Source organism: Pseudosporangium ferrugineum (assembly GCF_003002065.1).
Classification (GTDB): domain Bacteria; phylum Actinomycetota; class Actinomycetes; order Mycobacteriales; family Micromonosporaceae; genus Actinoplanes; species Actinoplanes ferrugineus_A.
This window is the reverse complement of the sequence record NZ_PVZG01000003.1, coordinates 321,347-336,858: the sequence shown is the minus strand read 5'-3', so window position 1 is coordinate 336,858 and position 15,512 is coordinate 321,347. Positions and strand designations below refer to the sequence as shown.

20 protein-coding genes are annotated in these 15,512 nt (G+C 73.8%); 10 read left to right on the top strand and 10 right to left on the bottom strand.

Annotation, left to right across the window (positions count from 1 at the left end; translation table 11 throughout):
* Positions 1–58 precede the first annotated feature (58 nt).
* From CLV70_RS08860 to CLV70_RS08850, 3 genes are all read left to right on the top strand, one after another.
* Positions 59–415 (top strand): STAS domain-containing protein, encoded by a 357-nt coding sequence (locus CLV70_RS08860; protein WP_106125903.1) that lies wholly within the window; start codon positions 59–61, stop codon positions 413–415.
* A gap of 363 nt (positions 416–778) precedes the next feature.
* Complete coding sequence (locus CLV70_RS08855; RefSeq protein ID WP_106126077.1) at positions 779–1,114, top strand: YnfA family protein; 336 nt, start codon at positions 779–781, stop codon at positions 1,112–1,114.
* Positions 1,115–1,160: 46 nt separating this feature from the next.
* The gene (locus CLV70_RS08850; protein ID WP_106125902.1) at positions 1,161–1,847 is read left to right on the top strand and encodes a VanZ family protein; all 687 of its coding nucleotides are present in this window, start codon (positions 1,161–1,163) and stop codon (positions 1,845–1,847) included.
* Positions 1,848–1,871: 24 nt separating this feature from the next.
* Here the strand turns inward: CLV70_RS08850 and CLV70_RS08845 are convergent, their stop codons facing one another.
* From CLV70_RS08845 to CLV70_RS40920, 3 genes are read right to left on the bottom strand one after another with little or no spacing between them, the layout of a single operon-like run.
* Positions 1,872–2,777 carry a VOC family protein gene (locus CLV70_RS08845; RefSeq protein ID WP_106125901.1) on the bottom strand — a complete coding sequence of 302 codons (906 nt, stop codon included), beginning with the start codon at positions 2,775–2,777 and terminating at the stop codon, positions 1,872–1,874.
* A 56-nt stretch (positions 2,778–2,833) separates the two neighbouring features.
* On the bottom strand, positions 2,834–3,109 hold the full coding sequence (locus tag CLV70_RS08840) for a DUF3817 domain-containing protein (RefSeq protein ID WP_106125900.1): 276 nt from the start codon (positions 3,107–3,109) through the stop codon (positions 2,834–2,836).
* Positions 3,110–3,112: 3 nt separating this feature from the next.
* Positions 3,113–3,769, bottom strand: coding sequence for a protease (locus CLV70_RS40920; protein WP_106125899.1), 657 nt, complete (start codon positions 3,767–3,769; stop codon positions 3,113–3,115).
* A 97-nt stretch (positions 3,770–3,866) separates the two neighbouring features.
* Between CLV70_RS40920 and CLV70_RS08830 the strand changes: the two genes are divergently transcribed.
* Positions 3,867–4,850: a GlxA family transcriptional regulator gene (locus CLV70_RS08830; protein ID WP_106125898.1), complete on the top strand. Its 984-nt coding sequence runs from the start codon at positions 3,867–3,869 to the stop codon at positions 4,848–4,850.
* Here the strand turns inward: CLV70_RS08830 and CLV70_RS08825 are convergent.
* A complete protein-coding gene (locus CLV70_RS08825; RefSeq protein WP_106125897.1) occupies positions 4,816–5,286 on the bottom strand; it encodes a hypothetical protein in 471 nt (156 codons plus the stop codon). The genes CLV70_RS08830 and CLV70_RS08825 overlap by 35 nt on opposite strands.
* The gene (locus tag CLV70_RS08820; protein ID WP_211303692.1) at positions 5,283–5,669 is read right to left on the bottom strand and encodes a winged helix-turn-helix transcriptional regulator; all 387 of its coding nucleotides are present in this window, start codon (positions 5,667–5,669) and stop codon (positions 5,283–5,285) included. The genes CLV70_RS08825 and CLV70_RS08820 overlap by 4 nt, the downstream gene beginning before the upstream one ends.
* 92 nt (positions 5,670–5,761) lie before the next feature.
* Between CLV70_RS08820 and CLV70_RS08815 the strand changes: the two genes are divergently transcribed.
* Together CLV70_RS08815 and CLV70_RS08810 are read left to right on the top strand one after the other, a co-directional pair.
* On the top strand, positions 5,762–6,940 hold the full coding sequence (locus tag CLV70_RS08815) for a serine hydrolase domain-containing protein (protein ID WP_245908110.1): 1,179 nt from the start codon (positions 5,762–5,764) through the stop codon (positions 6,938–6,940).
* Positions 6,937–7,308, top strand: a complete 372-nt coding sequence (locus tag CLV70_RS08810) for a nuclear transport factor 2 family protein (RefSeq protein WP_106125894.1) — start codon at positions 6,937–6,939, stop codon at positions 7,306–7,308. Before CLV70_RS08815 ends, CLV70_RS08810 begins: the two co-directional genes overlap by 4 nt.
* On the opposite strand, the gene CLV70_RS08805 is transcribed toward CLV70_RS08810, so the two are convergent.
* Positions 7,268–8,521: an FAD-dependent oxidoreductase gene (locus CLV70_RS08805; protein WP_106125893.1), complete on the bottom strand. Its 1,254-nt coding sequence runs from the start codon at positions 8,519–8,521 to the stop codon at positions 7,268–7,270. The two genes, CLV70_RS08810 and CLV70_RS08805, sit on opposite strands and share 41 nt — an antisense overlap.
* Before the next feature lie 115 nt (positions 8,522–8,636).
* Between CLV70_RS08805 and CLV70_RS08800 the strand changes: the two genes are divergently transcribed.
* Positions 8,637–10,001: a serine/threonine-protein kinase gene (locus CLV70_RS08800; RefSeq protein ID WP_106125892.1), complete on the top strand. Its 1,365-nt coding sequence runs from the start codon at positions 8,637–8,639 to the stop codon at positions 9,999–10,001.
* A gap of 3 nt (positions 10,002–10,004) precedes the next feature.
* On the opposite strand, the gene CLV70_RS08795 is transcribed toward CLV70_RS08800, so the two are convergent.
* Positions 10,005–10,916 (bottom strand): AraC family transcriptional regulator, encoded by a 912-nt coding sequence (locus CLV70_RS08795; protein ID WP_106125891.1) that lies wholly within the window; start codon positions 10,914–10,916, stop codon positions 10,005–10,007.
* A 75-nt stretch (positions 10,917–10,991) separates the two neighbouring features.
* On the opposite strand from CLV70_RS08795, the gene CLV70_RS08790 reads away from it, so the two are divergent.
* The gene (locus CLV70_RS08790) at positions 10,992–11,894 is read left to right on the top strand and encodes an NAD-dependent epimerase/dehydratase family protein (protein WP_106125890.1); all 903 of its coding nucleotides are present in this window, start codon (positions 10,992–10,994) and stop codon (positions 11,892–11,894) included.
* On the opposite strand, the gene CLV70_RS08785 is transcribed toward CLV70_RS08790, so the two are convergent.
* The gene (locus CLV70_RS08785) at positions 11,891–12,661 is read right to left on the bottom strand and encodes a helix-turn-helix domain-containing protein (protein WP_106125889.1); all 771 of its coding nucleotides are present in this window, start codon (positions 12,659–12,661) and stop codon (positions 11,891–11,893) included. The genes CLV70_RS08790 and CLV70_RS08785 overlap by 4 nt on opposite strands.
* Before the next feature lie 64 nt (positions 12,662–12,725).
* On the opposite strand from CLV70_RS08785, the gene CLV70_RS08780 reads away from it, so the two are divergent.
* Both CLV70_RS08780 and CLV70_RS39030 read left to right on the top strand, forming a co-directional pair.
* Complete coding sequence (locus CLV70_RS08780) at positions 12,726–13,517, top strand: SDR family NAD(P)-dependent oxidoreductase (RefSeq protein WP_106125888.1); 792 nt, start codon at positions 12,726–12,728, stop codon at positions 13,515–13,517.
* Positions 13,518–13,571: 54 nt separating this feature from the next.
* Positions 13,572–13,748 (top strand): intracellular growth attenuator family protein, encoded by a 177-nt coding sequence (locus tag CLV70_RS39030; RefSeq protein ID WP_146163996.1) that lies wholly within the window; start codon positions 13,572–13,574, stop codon positions 13,746–13,748.
* On the opposite strand, the gene CLV70_RS08775 is transcribed toward CLV70_RS39030, so the two are convergent.
* Positions 13,741–14,772, bottom strand: coding sequence for a fatty acid desaturase family protein (locus CLV70_RS08775; RefSeq protein WP_106125887.1), 1,032 nt, complete (start codon positions 14,770–14,772; stop codon positions 13,741–13,743). The two genes, CLV70_RS39030 and CLV70_RS08775, sit on opposite strands and share 8 nt — an antisense overlap.
* Before the next feature lie 136 nt (positions 14,773–14,908).
* On the bottom strand, positions 14,909–15,421 hold the full coding sequence (locus tag CLV70_RS08770) for a peptidase inhibitor family I36 protein (protein WP_106125886.1): 513 nt from the start codon (positions 15,419–15,421) through the stop codon (positions 14,909–14,911).
* Positions 15,422–15,512: the final 91 nt, after the last annotated feature.

Below are 15,512 nucleotides of genomic sequence, written 5' to 3'. Positions count from 1 at the left end.
GCAGAAGACTCCGCGGAATGTTCGGCGTCGCCCGCACGACGCCAGGAAGAGGGCAGCCGTGTATCTGCCGATCACCACTCGCCAGTTGGCCGACGGTACGGTCGAGATCGCCCCCAGCGGGGAGATCGATCTCGACAACGCCCACGTCATGCGGGACGCCGTCAACGACGTCCTGACCTCGCAGACGCCGGGACGGATAGACCTCGACCTCCAACGGGTGATGTTGATCGACAGCATCGGGATCGGCATCCTGGTGGCCTGCTTCCACACGGCCGCCGCCTCGGGCGTGAAACTCGTGGTGAGCCACCCCAGCCCGACGGTCTACCGCCAGCTGTGGATCTCGGGCCTGGTCGGCCTGCTGGGCTGCGCCGAACCGCCCAACCCGCGCACGTCGGTGGGCCTGCGCCCGAGCTGAGCCACCCTCCACCGCCCGGAGGGGCCCCGCGGTCCCGGACTTGCCGGTCCGGGCCGCTCCCGTTCCACCCGTTGCCTTCGGGCCGCCGGCTCATCGGGTCGCACCCGCCCGTTGCCCTGGCGAACGTCCCCGGCTGGCTCATCGGGTCGCACCCGCCCGTTGCCTTGGCGAACGTCCCCGGCCGGCTCATCCGGTGGCACCCCACCGTCGCCTTTGGTCGTCGCCGGCCGGTTCGTCGGGTCGTGCCCCGCTCGGGCTGCGGCCGCGCGGGCCGTCCGTATCCGGGCGAGCTACCTCTAACGGGTGATTTCGGGTCGCCGTACCGGGTCGGTGCGGGCGGGACGGTCGGCGAGAATGCACCGCATGATCGTCCTGCGTTCGGTCGCGTTGTTCCTGCTCGCCGCCCTCGCCGAGATCGGCGGTGCGTGGCTCGTCTGGCAGGGCGTACGCGAGCATCGCGGACTCCTCTTCGCCGGCGCCGGGGTGATCGCCCTCGGCGCGTACGGTTTCGTCGCGACCCTGCAGCCCGACCCGAACTTCGGCCGGATCCTGGCGGCGTACGGCGGGGTGTTCGTGGCCGGATCGCTCGGGTGGGGCATGCTCGTCGACGGTTTCCGCCCGGACCGCTGGGACCTGATCGGCGCCGGCCTGTGCCTGCTCGGCGTCGTGGTGATCATGTACGCCCCGCGCGGCGCGTGACATCCGCTCGCCGCGGCCGTCCGGGGTGCCTTAGCGTTGCAGGATCATGTGGCGGCGCGCGGCGATCGGAACCCTCGTCCTCTACGCCGCCGCGGTCGTCGCCATCACGATTTTCCCGATCCGTGTGCATCCCGCCTCGTACTGGGCGGGCGAACCGTTCATGACGATGGTCCACTGGAGGCCCGGCGACGTCGACGCGCCGAGCTTCACCCTGAACGTCATCATGTTCATCCCGTTCGGGGTGCTGCTGCCGTTGCTGTGGCCGGCCTCGGACGGGCTGCGGGCCATCGCGGTACGGGCGGTCACCGCCAGCACCGCGATCGAGACGGTGCAGTTGGTGCTCGGGCTCACCGTCGGCAGCCGGCGGACCATCGACGTCAACGACCTGATCGCCAACACCGCCGGGGCGGTGATCGGGCTGCTCGTCCTGCGGCTGGCGGTGCCGTCTCCGGTCCACCGGGCCCGCGTCCTGGCGGTGCCTTCCGGGGTCCGCCCAGCCTGCGTCCAGGCGGTGCCCTCCCGGTTCCGCTGGGCCTTTGTCCTGGCGGTGCCCTCCCGGTTCCGGCGAGCCCGCGTCCTGGCGGTGTTCTTCCCGGTCCGCCGGGCCCGCGCCCTGGCGGTGCGTGCCGGGGCGCGGGCGACCGAGGCCGGTGGTGGGGACCAGCCCGGGGCGCCGCGTTCCCCGTCGGCCGGGGGCTCCACGAGCGGATGCCGGGGCCGGGACGTCCGGTAGGGGCGGCGCGCCGGTGCCGGGGGCTCAGACCAGCAGGTCGGGCTCCACCTGGTGGATCTTCACCGGCATGCCGTCCGGGGTCTCCACGTGCAGGCGGGTGCCCAGGTCCGGGTCCCTGGCCAGCCGCACGATGGTGACGCCGCGGTCGCGGAGCAGCTTCTCGAGACGGTCGAGCGGCATGGTGGCGGAGAAGTTGAGCTCGACGGTGCTCTCGCCGCGGGACGGGTCCGGCGGCCGGGTGACCAGTCCGATCTGGGCGGTGCCGACCTGCATCAGCACCCACTCGCCGCCCCGGTCGCCGTGGATCAGCTCGCCGCCGAGCATCTCGTAGAAGGCGACGGCCTCCGGCATCTCGGCGACGTGGACCATCGGCTGCAACTGCAACCCGGGCAGCACGGGGCGCGGCGCCGGCACGCGGGCGACGCCCCGCTTCGGAAGCTCGGGCCGGAGGTCCTCGGCCGGAGCGGCGTCGGCTTGCGCGGCATCGGTCTGGGCCGCATCCGGGTCCGGCGGGGCCGGATCGGACTGCGCCGGGTCCAAAGGCCCGGAGTCCGACGGTCCGCGCTCCGACGGTCCGCGCTCCGACGGTCCGCGCTCCGACGGTCCGCGCTCCGACGGTCCGCGCTCCGACGGCCCGGAGTTCGACGGCTCGCGCTCCGACGGCTCGGGGTTCGACGGCTCGGGGTTCGGCGGCTCGGGGTTCGAGGGGGCCGGGTCGGGCGGTGGTTGCGGGGATGGGGGCGCTGCCGGCTCCTCGTGGGTCAGGAAGGGCGGCGGGATCGGGCGGGGGTCGGCGGGGCTTGCCGTGGTGGGGCGGCGGGGGCCCGGGGTGGCGGCCACCGGGGCGGTGCGGGCCGGGGGCACGGCGGGGTGCCGGCCCCGGTTGTGCGCCGTCTTGCCCCCGGCGGTCACCGGTCGTTCCTTCGCCATGGCGGACTCCTGTCGGGCAACTGTCGGCGCCGGCGGAAATGCCGCCACCGACAGGCTCAACGACCCGTGCCGCTCATCGATTCATCCGCGGATGCCCGCATCCTGCGAAGAACCAGCAGGCCACCGATGCCGGGTACGAACGCCAGCAGCCGGGTGCGCACGTCTCGGGACTCGCGGAACGTGGCTCCGGCGACGACCAGATAGGCGCACCCGTGCACGGGCCCGAGCAGGGACGCGACCGGCGCCCAGTGCACGGTGGCAAGGTTGGCGAACAGCAGCACGAGGGAGATCAGCTCCACCCGGGCGGCGATGGTCAGCGGCGGGGAGGGCATCGGTCACGCCCCCGTCGTCGAGCCGGGCCGGATGATCATCAGCACCACGACCGTCGCCCACACCAGATTGAAGACCCCGGTCACCATCCCCAGCCGGGCGGCGACCGCCGCCACCGATCGGCCCGGCCTGCCGGCCGCCACCGCAGCCGCAGCGCCGGACCCGCCCGTCCCGGTCGCGGACCCGCCCGTCCCGGCTCCGGACCCGCCCGTTCCTGCTCCGGACCCGTCCGTTCCTGCTCCGGAACCGTCCGAGCGGGCCGCGGGGCCGGGCTCGCCGGAGCCGGACGGTCCGGTCGCGGTGCCCGGGGCGACGGGAGCGAGGTCCGCGGCGAGGGTTGCCACCTGGCCCGGGAGGATCGCGAAGACCAGGATGCCGGCGGCCACCGCGGTCAGGGCCATCGAGACGATCAGCCAGGCGTCGGTGAGCACGCCCAGGCTGCTCGCGGTCGCCAGCCCGAACACCGGCACGAGGATGCCGAGGCCCGCGTAGACGCGGCAGATCCGGTGCAGGTTGCGCAGGACCGCGATGCCTGCCGGGTCCGGGTCGGCGCCGGTGAGCACGCGGCGGGCGGTGGCGGGGAACATGCTGGCCGCGACGGTGACCGGGCCGATGGCGACGATGGCGGCCAGGACGTGCAGGGACAGGAGCAGTTTTGTCACGGTTCCCGACCGTAGGGACCACGGATATCCGCCGACAGTGGCTGGAATGCCATATGCCAACGGATTTTCGCCAGCGGCCGGACTACGCTGCCGGTTCATGCACATCGTGGCCGTACTCGCCCTCGACGGGGTCGTCGCCTTCGACCTCGCGACGCCGCTCGAGGTGTTCGCGCGGACCCGGCTGCCCGACGGCTCGGCCGCGTACGACGTGCGGGTCTGTGGCACCGGGCCGGAGGTGGACGCCGGAGCCTTCGCGATCCGGGCCCCGTATTCGCTGGACCTCCTCCAGGAGGCGGACACCGTCATCGTGCCGGGAATCGCGGACCTCGCTGCGCCCGTACCGGAAAAGGTCGTGAGCGGGTTGCGGACGGCCGCGGCGCGCGGCACCCGGATCGCCTCCGTCTGTGTCGGCGCGTTCGTGCTCGCGGCGACCGGCCTGCTCGACGGGCGGCGGGCGACCACGCACTGGGCCGCGGCGTCGCGGCTGGCCGAGTGGTTCCCCGAGGTGGAGGTGGACCCCGGGGTCCTCTATGTGGACAACGGGCAGTTCCTCACCTCGGCGGGCGCGGCGGCCGGGCTCGACCTCTGCCTGCACCTGGTGCGCCGCGACCACGGCTCGGCGGTCGCCGCGGACGCCGCGCGGGTGTCGGTGATGCCGCTGGAGCGGGAGGGCGGCCAGGCGCAGTTCATCGTGCCGGAGCAGCCGCCGGCGCCGCGGGGCTCCACGATGGAGCCGCTGCTGCGGTGGATGCAGGAGAACGCGGGACGCGACCTGACCATGGCGGAGATCGCGGCCCGGGCCGGCATGAGCACCCGTACGCTGAACCGCCGCTTCCGCGAACAGACCGGCACGACGCCGCTGCAGTGGCTGCACCGGGCCCGGATCCGCCACGCGCAGCACCTGCTCGAGACGACCGCGGACGGCGTCGACCGGATCGGCACGCGGGTCGGCTTCGGGTCGCCGACCGCCTTCCGCGACCGGTTCAAGCGCATCGTCGGCACGAGCCCGTACGCCTACCGCCACGCCTTCCGCACGAGGACGGTGGTCAGTCGTTCAGCTGGGCGCGCTGGATCTCCGTGAGGGTGGCGGTCATCACCTCCGCGATCGGCCGGGGTCCGAGCAGGTGCTCGAGGAGCAGGGCGGCGTGCAGCGCGAGCGTCTCGGGCTTGGGCGCCGGCGAACCGTCGTCCTCCCACACCCCGAGGGCGCTCGCCAGCAGGTAGAGCGTCGCCTGCGGGTCCACCTCCGGGCACCAGGCGGCGGCGGACCGGACGCTCTGCTCCAGGACGGCGCGCACGTCGTCGGCGGCCAGCCCGTCCGGGTGGGCGGCCTCCAGGAGCAGGCGCACGGCGGTGCCCAGGATCAGGCCGGTGCGGGTCTGGTCCTGCGCGCCGAGCTCGGCCACCGCCCCGGACAGCGCCGCCGGGTCGCGGGCGCGGGCCGCCTCGACGGCGGAGGCGGTGGCGGCGGCGATCGGCCGGGCCGCGGCGGGCAGGTGACGCCACTGATCGGTCATGGGGCGACGCTAGCCCGGGGGTCCGACAGAACCGCCTGCGGGAAGCGCTCGATGTTGTCGACCACCCAGCGGCGCAGCAGGGCCAGCGGCTCGCACGCGTCGCGGCCCAGCGGGGTCAGGGAGTATTCGACGTGCAGCGGGACGGCCGGGTACACCGTACGGTCGATGAGGCCGTGCTCCTCCAGGCGCCGGAGGGTGGCGGTGAGCACCTTCGGGCTGACCCCGTCGAGCTTCGACCGCAGCGCCCCGAACCGCCGCGGCCCGTCCTCCAGGGCGCCGAGGGCGAGCGCGCTCCACTTGTTCGCCAGCAGGTCCAGCATGTGGCGGCAGGGGCAGGACGAGTCGTAGACGTCATGGGTACGGCCGCAGGAGGTGGGCGCCATCGCGCCATCGTAGTATCCATTGGGAACCAGTGGTCGTCGACGGCGCTGGCTGAAAGCCGTTTTTGTCGGAGGCACCTGGCATGGTGGTCGGCATGACGGTGGACAAGGCGATGGCAGCCCGCGTCGAGCGCGGCGAGTTCCCGGGAATCGTCACGCTCGTCGCGCACGACGACGACGTGCGCGTCGACGCGATCGGCGCCACGGCGTTCGACGGGGGCGTGCCGATGACCCGCGACACGATCTTCCGGATCGCGTCGCTCACCAAGCCGGTGCTCGCCGCCGCCGCGATGCTGCTCGTCGAGGACGACCTCATCGACCTCGAGGAGCCCGTCCACCGGCTGCTGCCCGAGCTGGCCGGGCAACGGGTCCTCGCCCGCGTCGACGGGCCGCTGGACGACACGGTCCCGGCCCGCCGGCCGGTCACGGTCGAGGACCTGCTCACCTTCCGGATGGGCTTCGGCCTGATCACCGAGCCGGAGTACGACCCGCCCTGGCCGATCAACCGGGCCGCCGCCGAGCTGGAGCTCACGCTCGGCCGGCCGGAGCCGCGCACCCCGCACGGGCCCGACGAGTGGATCCGCCGCTTCGCCACCCTGCCCCTGATGGTGCAACCCGGTGAGCAGTGGCAGTACAACGTCGGCAGCCTGGTGCTCGGGGTCCTCCTCGCCCGGGCCGCCGGCAAGCCGCTCGGCGAGGTGCTCCGGGAGCGCCTCTTCGACCCGCTCGGCATGCGCGAGACCGGCTTCTGGCTGCCCGAGGCCCGCGCCCGGCAGCTGCCGACCCACTACGCGACCGACCCCGGGACCGGAAAGCTCGCCGAGCGTACGGACACCGGCGTGCAGGTGTGGAGCCGGCCGCCGGCCTTCCCCTCCGGCTCGGCCGGCCTCGTGTCCACGGTGGACGAGTTCCACACGTTCGCCCGGATGCTGCTCGACCGTGGGGTGCACGGCGGCACCCGGCTGCTCCCCGAGCGGTCGGTCGAGCTCATGACGACCAACCGCCTCACCCCGGCGCAGCTCGGGACGGCGGGTTCGCTGCTCGGCGGCTCGGGCTGGGGCTTCGGCATGACGGTGAGCGTGGTGGCCGACGACACCTCGGCGCCGGGCCGGTACGGCTGGGCCGGCGGCTACGGCACCACCTGGTTCAACGACCCGCACGAGCGGCTGATCGCGATCGCGTTCACGCAGGTCAGCGACTTCCTGTGGAGCGGCGCGGCGGAAGAGTTCGGCCGGCTGGCCTACATCCCGTGGCGTTCGGAGGAGAAACGATGACGAACCTCGACGCGGTGACCGCGTGGGTGGACAGATACCGCACCGCCTGGGAGTCGAACGACCCGGAGGACATCGGCGGCCTCTTCGCCGAGGACGCCGCCTACTTCACCGAGCCGTGGGCGGAGCCGTGGCGTGGACGCGACGCGATCGTGGCCGGCTGGCTCGAGCACCGCGACGAGCCGGGCACCACCACCTTCGAGTGGCACCCCCTGATCATCACCGACGACCTGGCCGTCATCGAGGCGACCACGCACTACACGTCACCGCCGCGGACCTACAGCAACATGTGGGTGCTGCGGCTCGACATCGGCGGCCAGGCGCGGCAGTTCACGGAGTGGTGGATGCAGCACCCGGCACCGAGCGCCTGAGCGGCGGGTCGGGGAACGAGCCGTCGCCGAAGAGGACCCGCGCCGCCGCGGCCCGGCCCGGGGCGGTGTGCAGCAGGGTGAACGCGGCCTCGGCGCCGGCGGCGGACCGCAGTCCCGACAGAGCGCGGCGCATCAGGAGCCGGCCCCGGAAGCGCGCACGCAGTCCGGCGCCGTCGTAGTGCCGCAGCACCGAGGCGTCACCGCTGCGCAGGTAGTCGCCGGTCACCTCGGCGGCCAGGCGGGACAGGCGCAGGCACGGGTCCAGGCCGCCGGCGGTGAGCGGCGACACCGCGCCGGCCGCGTCGCCGACGAGGAGCCCGTCCGGGCAGGCGATCCGGCGCAGCAGCCCGCCGACCGGGATGGGACCGCCGCGCCGGCGCACCGGACCCTCGGCGACCGGCAGAACGCCCGACCCGCCGCCCGGGCCGTCCGCGTCGCCTCCCCACCCGGCGCCCCGGCCGTCCGAGCCGGCACCGAAGCGGCCCGAGCCGCCGCCGTCCGGGCCGGCACCGAAGCGGCCCGAGCCGCCGCCGTCCGGGCCGTCCGGGCCGGTGCTGAAGCGGTCGCGGAAGGCGTGCAGGAGCTGGGGCAGCGGCGCGGCCAGCCGGTCCGGGCGCCCCGCCAGACCCACGTGGGCGTGCCGTCCGTCGTCCACGACCCAGCCCAGATAGCCGGGGGCGAGCCGCGGGTCGATCACGCAGTGGAACGTCGGCGGGCCGTCGCCGGCGGCCATCGGGTACACCTCCTCGATGCCGACGATCAGGTGGCGGTTGACGTCGAGGCCGAGCCGGCGGGCGACGGTGGAGCGGGCGCCGTCCGCGCCGATCGTGAAGCGGGCCGTCACGTCCGCCACCGGGTACGGCACGCCGAGGCGCACCCGGGCGCCGGCCTGCTCCGCGCGGGCCCGGGCGTCGGCGTAGACGCCCGCCATGTCGGCGACCCGGAACTCGTCGCGGGCGCTGAGCAGCTCGACCGGCCGGCGGCCCGACGGCGGGTGCAGCACCACCCGGCGGATGGGCGGGCCGAGATGCCGGCCGGGCAGGGCGAAGTCGTCGAGGGTGCGGCGGACGAAGATGCCGGTCGTCCGGATCCCGGTGTCGAGGCTGCGGCGGCGGTCGACGACGAGCACGTCGAAGCCCTGCCGGGCCAGCAGCCGGGCGGTGTGCAGGCCGGCGAGGCCGGCGCCGGCGACGAGGACGTCCACGGTCTCCATGACCGCGACCGTAGCGGCGGGCCGGCCGCGAGAAGGGCGCCGTCACGACACCTTCACCGACCCTCCCCGGCGTGCGATCGTGCGGTTTCGGGCGGGAACGGGCAGACTGCCTCGAATGGAGGTGCGGCAGCGGGTCCTCGGTGGGCGGTACACCCTGCTCGAACCGCTGGGCAGCGGCGGCATGGCGGTCGTCCGGCGTGCCCGCGACGAGGTCCTCGGGCGGGACGTAGCGATCAAACTGCTGGCCGGACGGCACGCCGGGGACGCCACCTCGCGCTCCCGCATCCGGGACGAGGCCCGAGCCGCCGCGACCCTCTCGCATCCGCACATCGCGCAGGTGTACGACTACGGCGAGGCCGAGGAGCAGGGCCGGCGCGTCCCGTACGTGGTGATGGAGTTGATCCGCGGCATCACCCTGCAGCAGCGGGCGGCGAGCGGGGTGCTGTATCCGCCGGAGATCTGCCGGATCGGCGCGCAGGTCGCGTCGGCGCTGGCCGCGGCGCACGCGCTGGGGCTGGTGCATCGCGACATCAAGCCGGCCAACGTCATGGTCACCCGCGACGGCGTGAAGGTCGTCGACTTCGGACTCGCGGCCACCGCCGGCCCCGGCGAACCGGGCGAGGAACTGCTGGGCACGCCGGCCTACCTGGCCCCCGAGCGGCTCACCGGCGCCACCGTCCTCCCGGCCTCCGACGTGTACGCCCTGGGCGTCCTCCTGTACCGGCTCCTGGCGGGGGAGTCGCCGTGGGCGGTGGACAGCACCACGCAGATGCTGACCGCGCACGTGACCGAGGAGCCCTGCCCGCTGCCACCGCTGCCGGGCGTGGCGCCGGAGATCGTGGCGCTGGTCGAGCGGTGCCTCCACAAGGATCCCGCCGCGCGTCCGACCGCGGCCGAGGCGGCGCGCGTCCTGGCCGGGGAGCGGACCGGCACCACCCAGGTCCTGCCGGCGCCGCCCGTACCCGAGGCGGACCGGCCCCGGCGCCGGTGGCTGCTCGTGGCGGCGGCCGCGGCCGTCCTGCTGGCCGGGGCGGGCTGGGTGCTGCTCCCGCCGGGCGCGCGGGGCGGGGCCGAGCCGGTGGCGGTCGCGCCGTCCCCGCCTCCGCCTCCGCCGGTGCCCACCCGGCCCGGCCCGGCCCCGGCGACGACCGTCCCGGCCGGGGTTCCTCCGGCGCCCCCGCCGGTCACCACCACGAAGGCGCGGCCGGCGCCCGGAACACCGCGCGGCACCGCGCCCCCGCCGGGCCGGCGCGATCCGGCGCCCGGCACCAGGACGTTCCGGTCGGCGGGCGGCACCGTCACCGCGCGATGCGACGACAGGGACCGGGCGGTGCTGGTCTCCTACGCCGCGGTCAAGCCGTACAAGGTCGAGCGGGTGAACCCCGGGTCGGCCGCCGTCGTGTTCCGGCACGGCAAGGACCGCATCCGGGTACGGGTGAGCTGCAAGGCGGGAACGCCCACCGCGACCACCCGCCCGTAGCGGCTACCGACCAACGGTGCGGTAGTGGCCGGGCGCCACGTCGTACGCGCGCTTGAACGCCTTGCCGAACGCATACTCCGAGCCGTAGCCGCAGCGGGTGGCGACCGTGCGGAGCGAGGCGTCGGACTCGCGGAGCAGGCGGGCCGCCGTCGTCATGCGCCACCAGGTCAGGTACGCGAGCGGAGGCCGGCCGATGATCGTGGTGAAGCGTTTGGCGAACGCCGCACGGGACAGGCCCGCGACCGCCGCCAGGTCCTCGACCGTCCACGGCTTCTCCGGGTGGCGGTGCATCTGGCGCAGCGTGGTCGTGATGGCGGGGTCGCGCAGCGCGGTGGCCCAGCCGGCCGCGTCGCCGGGCTGCTCCGCCAGCCACGCCCGCAGCACGTACAACAGCAGCATGTCGATCAGCGCCGGGATCGCCGCCTCGGTGCCGGGACGCGGGTCCAGCAGCTCGGTGCCCAGCAGCTCCACCGCGCTGCGCAACGACGGGTGCTGCCCGGCCCGCGCCGGCACGTGGACGATCGCCGGGAGGTCGGCCAGCAACGGGTGCGGGCGGCTCGGGTCGAACATGTAGTACGCGCACATCAGCTCGGTGACCGCGCCGGTGCCGCCGATGCGCATCTTGTCCAGTGGCGTGGCGTCGTCGGGCCGCGGCTCGAAGTCGACGATCGGGCTGCCCGGCTGGTCGACGAGCGCGTAACCGTGTCCGTGCGGGGTGAACAGGACGTCACCCACGCCCAGTGCGAGGGGCTCGTGATGGTGGGAGATGACCCAGCAGTTGCCGGCCAGCACGACGTGACAGCCCGCCGCCTCGCCCTGGTGGAAACGCACACCCCACGGGGCGTGGCTGCTGGTGCGAACGGCCGTCGGGCTGCCCGTACGCATGGCCACCAGCACGTCGCTCAGCACATCCACCCGGAAGACTCTAGGACATCTTTTCGAGCTTCTGAACCATCCACAGTCTTTCGTCCCGTTTATAGCGTTGACGGCATGACATTCCACGTTGTTGTCGGCGCGGGCCCGACCGGCACCGCCACCGCGCTACTGCTCGCCGAGTCCGGGGACGACGTCCGGGTGGTCACGCGACGCGGCACCGGACCGGAGCACCCGCGGATCGAGCTGGTGGCCGCGGACGCCACGTCCGGGCTGGCCGGCCTCTCCCGGGGCGCCACCACACTGATCAACTGCGCGATGCCGGCGTACCACCGGTGGCCCGAAGAGGTGCCCGCGTTGTCGGAGGCCCTGCTGAACGCGGCCGAGCGCACCGGCGCCGGGTACGTGAACCTGGGCAACCCCTACAGCTACGGCCCCGCCGACAGCCCCCTGACCGACGACCTGCCGCTGCGCCCGACCACCATCAAGGGCCGGGTACGGGCCCAGATGTTCCGCGACGGCCTCGCCGCGCACGAGGCGGGCCGGTTGCGGTTCACCGAGGTCCGGCCGGGTGACTTCCTCGGCGTGGGCGCCTTCGCCATGTTCCACTGGTTCATCGGTCCCCAGGTGCTGGCCGGTCAGGAGGTCGTGTTCCCGGCCGATGTGGACGTCCCGCACAGCTGGACCTACACGGGCGATGTGGCCAGGACGCTCGTCGCGGTGGCGCGCTCCGAACGGTCCTGGGGCAGTGCCTGGCACACGCCGCAGACCGCCGACCTGTCGGTCCGCGAGCTCGCGGAACGGTTCGCGACGGTGGCCGGCCGGCCGCGGCCGGCCGTGCGCGGGATGACGCCGCTGGAACTGCACGCGACGATGGCGGACCCGATCGGGGCCGAGTCGGTGGAGATGCAGTACCTCTACCAGCGCGAGAGCGTCCTGGACTGGTCACGGACGGCGGCCGAGCTCGATCTGAAGCCGACGCCGCTCCACGACGTGCTGCGAGAGCTGGCCACCGCCTAGAGCCGCAGGAGGGCGTCGGCCGACGGGCTGCCCGGTTCCGCCTGATACACGATGATCACGTCGCCGGGCGTACCCGAGACCGCCAGGGACTGACGGCGCAGCTCGAGCGGGCCGACGATCGGATGGTCGAAGCGTTTGAGCTCGTCGCGGGAGGGCCGCACGTCGTGCCGCGCCCACAGCCGGCGGAAATCCGAATACCCGGAGAGGTCGGCGACGAGCCGTTCCAGCGCCGGATCGGCCGGGTCCGCCGCCGCCCGCAGCGCCGCGACGGTCTGGGCCGCGATGTCCGGCCAGCCGGGGAAGAGCCGGCGGACGTCCGCGTCGAGGAAGACGTCGCGGACCAGGTTGCGGCCGGGGGAGTACATCGGGGAGAGGGCCGTGGCGAGCTTGTTCGCGGCGCGGATCTCGAACCGGCCGTCGCGCACGTACGCGGGGGTGCCCGGCCACGCGTCGAGCAGCGCCCGCACGTCGATCGGGCGCCCGGGCGGGCGCACCGGGGGCCGGGCGAGGGCGTGCAGGTGGGCCCGGGCGTCCGGGTCCAGCCGCAGCGCCCGGGCGAGCGCGTCGAGGATCTGCGGGGACGGGTGCCGGTCGCGGCCCTGCTCCAGCCGCATCAGGTAGTGCGGGCTCACCCCCGCGATCCGGGCGAGCTCGTCGCGGCGCAGACCGGGGACGCGCCTTCTTCCGTACGCGGGCAGCCCCGCCTCGTCCGGGCGCACCGACGCCCGGCGCGCCTTGAGGAATTCCCCCAGCGGGTTGCCGGTCACCCGTCGAAGGGTAGCCCCGCGCGGGTACTGGCTACCGCCGTCGCCCCGGCGCAGCGTGGAGGCCATGAAGACATGGTTCATCACCGGCGCCTCCCGTGGATTCGGCGCCGTCTGGGCGGCCGCGGCGCTCGCCCGCGGAGACCGGGTCGCGGCCACGGCGAGAGACCCGCAAACCCTGAAACCCCTGGTTGACGCGTACGGCGACAGCGTCCTGCCGCTCGCCCTCGACGTCACCGACCGTACGGCGGCCTTCGCGGCCGTCGAGCACGCCGCGACCCGCCTCGGGCGGCTGGACGTGGTGGTCAACAACGCCGGGTACGGCCTCTTCGGCATGGTCGAGGAGGCCACCGAGGAGCAGGCCCGCGCCCAGCTCGAGACGAACTTCTTCGGCGCGCTCTGGGTCACCCAGGCCGCCCTGCCGATCCTGCGCGCGCAGCACGGCGGCCACCTCCTCCAGGTCTCCAGCATCGGCGGCGTCGCGGCCTTCCCCACGCTGGGGCTCTACCACGCGTCGAAGTGGGCGCTCGAGGGGATGAGCGACGCGCTGGCGCAGGAGGTCGGCCCGCTGGGCGTGAGGGTGACGCTGGTCGAGCCCGGCCCGTACGGCACCGACTGGGCCGGGGCGTCGGCGGTGCGGACCACGCCGATCGAGGCGTACGAGCCGATCCGGGAGGCGCGGCGCTCCGGGGCCTCCGGCCGCGCGGGCGCCGACCCGGCGAGCACCGCCGCGGCCGTGCTCCGACTTGTAGATGCTCCGGAGCCGCCGCTGCGGTTGTTTCTCGGCGATTACCCGTACCCGATCATCGAACGTCTCTACCGCGAACGTCTGGCGACCTGGCGGAGCCCGAAAATCTAAGCCCGGGCCGGCCGCGGCCGATGGTGGGGTCCGATCCGACCGGAGGGAGATCGCATGGACGCCTACGCCGAGACGGCCTACGAGTGGCTCGCCGGCCTGATCGGTCCGCAGTCCGTGGTGCCCTGGTGGGCGTGGGCGGCGGCGCTGGTCATGATCTTCTGGGGCCTGCTCGCCCCGGGGATCACGGCCGGTCGCGACCGCGAGGAGGAGCGCAAGCGCCTGCTCAGCTGACCGGCGCCGGGGTGCGGCCCACCGTGTCGAGGTGCCGCAGGGCCTGGGCGTACGACGAGACCAGGCCGGTCTCCAGGTAGGACACCTGGTGCTCCGCGCAGAAGTCCCTGACCAGCCGCTGCGCCTTGCGCAGGTTGCCCCGCGGCATGGACGGGAACAGGTGGTGCTCGATCTGGTAGTTGAGGCCGCCGAGCGCGAAGTCGGTCAGCCAGTTGCCCCGCACGTTGCGGGAGGTGAGCACCTGCCGGCGCAGGAAGTCGGCGTCGTCCTCGGGGCTGAGCGGCGGCATGCCCTTGTGGTTCGGCGCGAACGAGCAGCCGAGGTAGAGGCCGAAGAGGCCCTGGTGCACCGCCACGAACGCCAGCGCCTTGCCGGGCGGCAGCAGCACGAACACGGCCGCCAGATAGGCGGCGAGGTGCAGGGTGATGAACAGCAGCTCGCGCATCCCGGCCCGGCTCCGGACGCTGAGCAGGTAGCGCACGCTGGCGACGCGCAGGTGCAGCGCCTCGAGGAACAGCAGCGGGAAGAACGCCCACGCCTGATAGCGGTAGAACATCCGGGCCACCCGGCCGCTGGCCTGCGCCTGGCCGGTGGTGAACACCAGTGCGCCCGCGCCGATGTCGGGATCCTTGTCCTCGTCGTTCGGGTGCGCGTGGTGCCGGTTGTGCTTGTCGATCCACCAGCCGTAGCTGAAGCCGACGCCGAGGTTGGCGAGGACGACGCCCAGCCGGTAGTTGCGGCGGCTCGAGCCGAAGATCTGCCGGTGCCCGGCGTCGTGGCCGAGGAAGCCGAGCTGGGTGGAGACGACCGCGAAGAACGTGGCCACGAGCAACTGCCACCACGAGTCGCCGACCACCACGAGGGCGGTCCAGGCGGCGGCCACCAGGGCCAGCATGAGGGCGATCTGCGCGGCGTAATAGCCGGGTCGCCGGTCGAGCAGCCCGGCCGCCTTGACCTGCCGGGACAGCGCGGCGTACGCGCTGCCCCGAGCCGTGGTGGTGCTGTTGAGTGCGTCGATAGCCATGAAGGTCGCTCCAGAGCCTGCCGAGAACAGAATTCGCCGGTATCCCAGAGCGAATGTCCCTCGATACCCCTCCCGCCGTCCGGCAAACGCCCGGATCGGGGCCCCGCCGGCCGCACCGGCGGGACCCCGGGCGCTCTCAGGAGAGGTTGTAGCAGTTCACCGCGGAGGCCTCGTCGTTGAACTCCTTCGGCAGCGTCGGGGCCTTCTGCATCGGGTACATCCGCCAGACCACGCCGCCGCGCGCGTCGTAGTCCCAGTACGTGGTGCCGACCCGGCGGGTGGTGTTGTTCTTCCAGGACGAGGCCCGGTCGTTGAAGCCGGTGTCCTTCAGATTGATGGTCAGGGCGTAATCGCAGACGTACGAGTAGATGATCTCGATCTGCCCGGTGTAGGTCTGGTCGTCCCACAGGCACATGGCATCCGCGGGACAGTCGCTCTCGCCGGCGCTGGTGAGACCCAGCACGACACCGTTGCTGAAGGTGACCCGGGTCCTGCCGGTCTGGACAGCACCCGGGTGGGCGTCCAGGATCGCGTCGATCCGGACCTGCGTGGCGTCCCCGGCGGGTGCGGCCACCGCGGTACCGGCGCCCCCCACCATTACCAGGCCGGCCGCGAACGTGGCCATCAGGGCGGCCAGTCGTCGTTTCATGCGTGTTCCTCCATCGTCGGATCGGATTGCCGCTGACGTCGATCAGCGACTATGTGTCTAGCGCCGATGGATCGTTCAGAATCACGCGCTG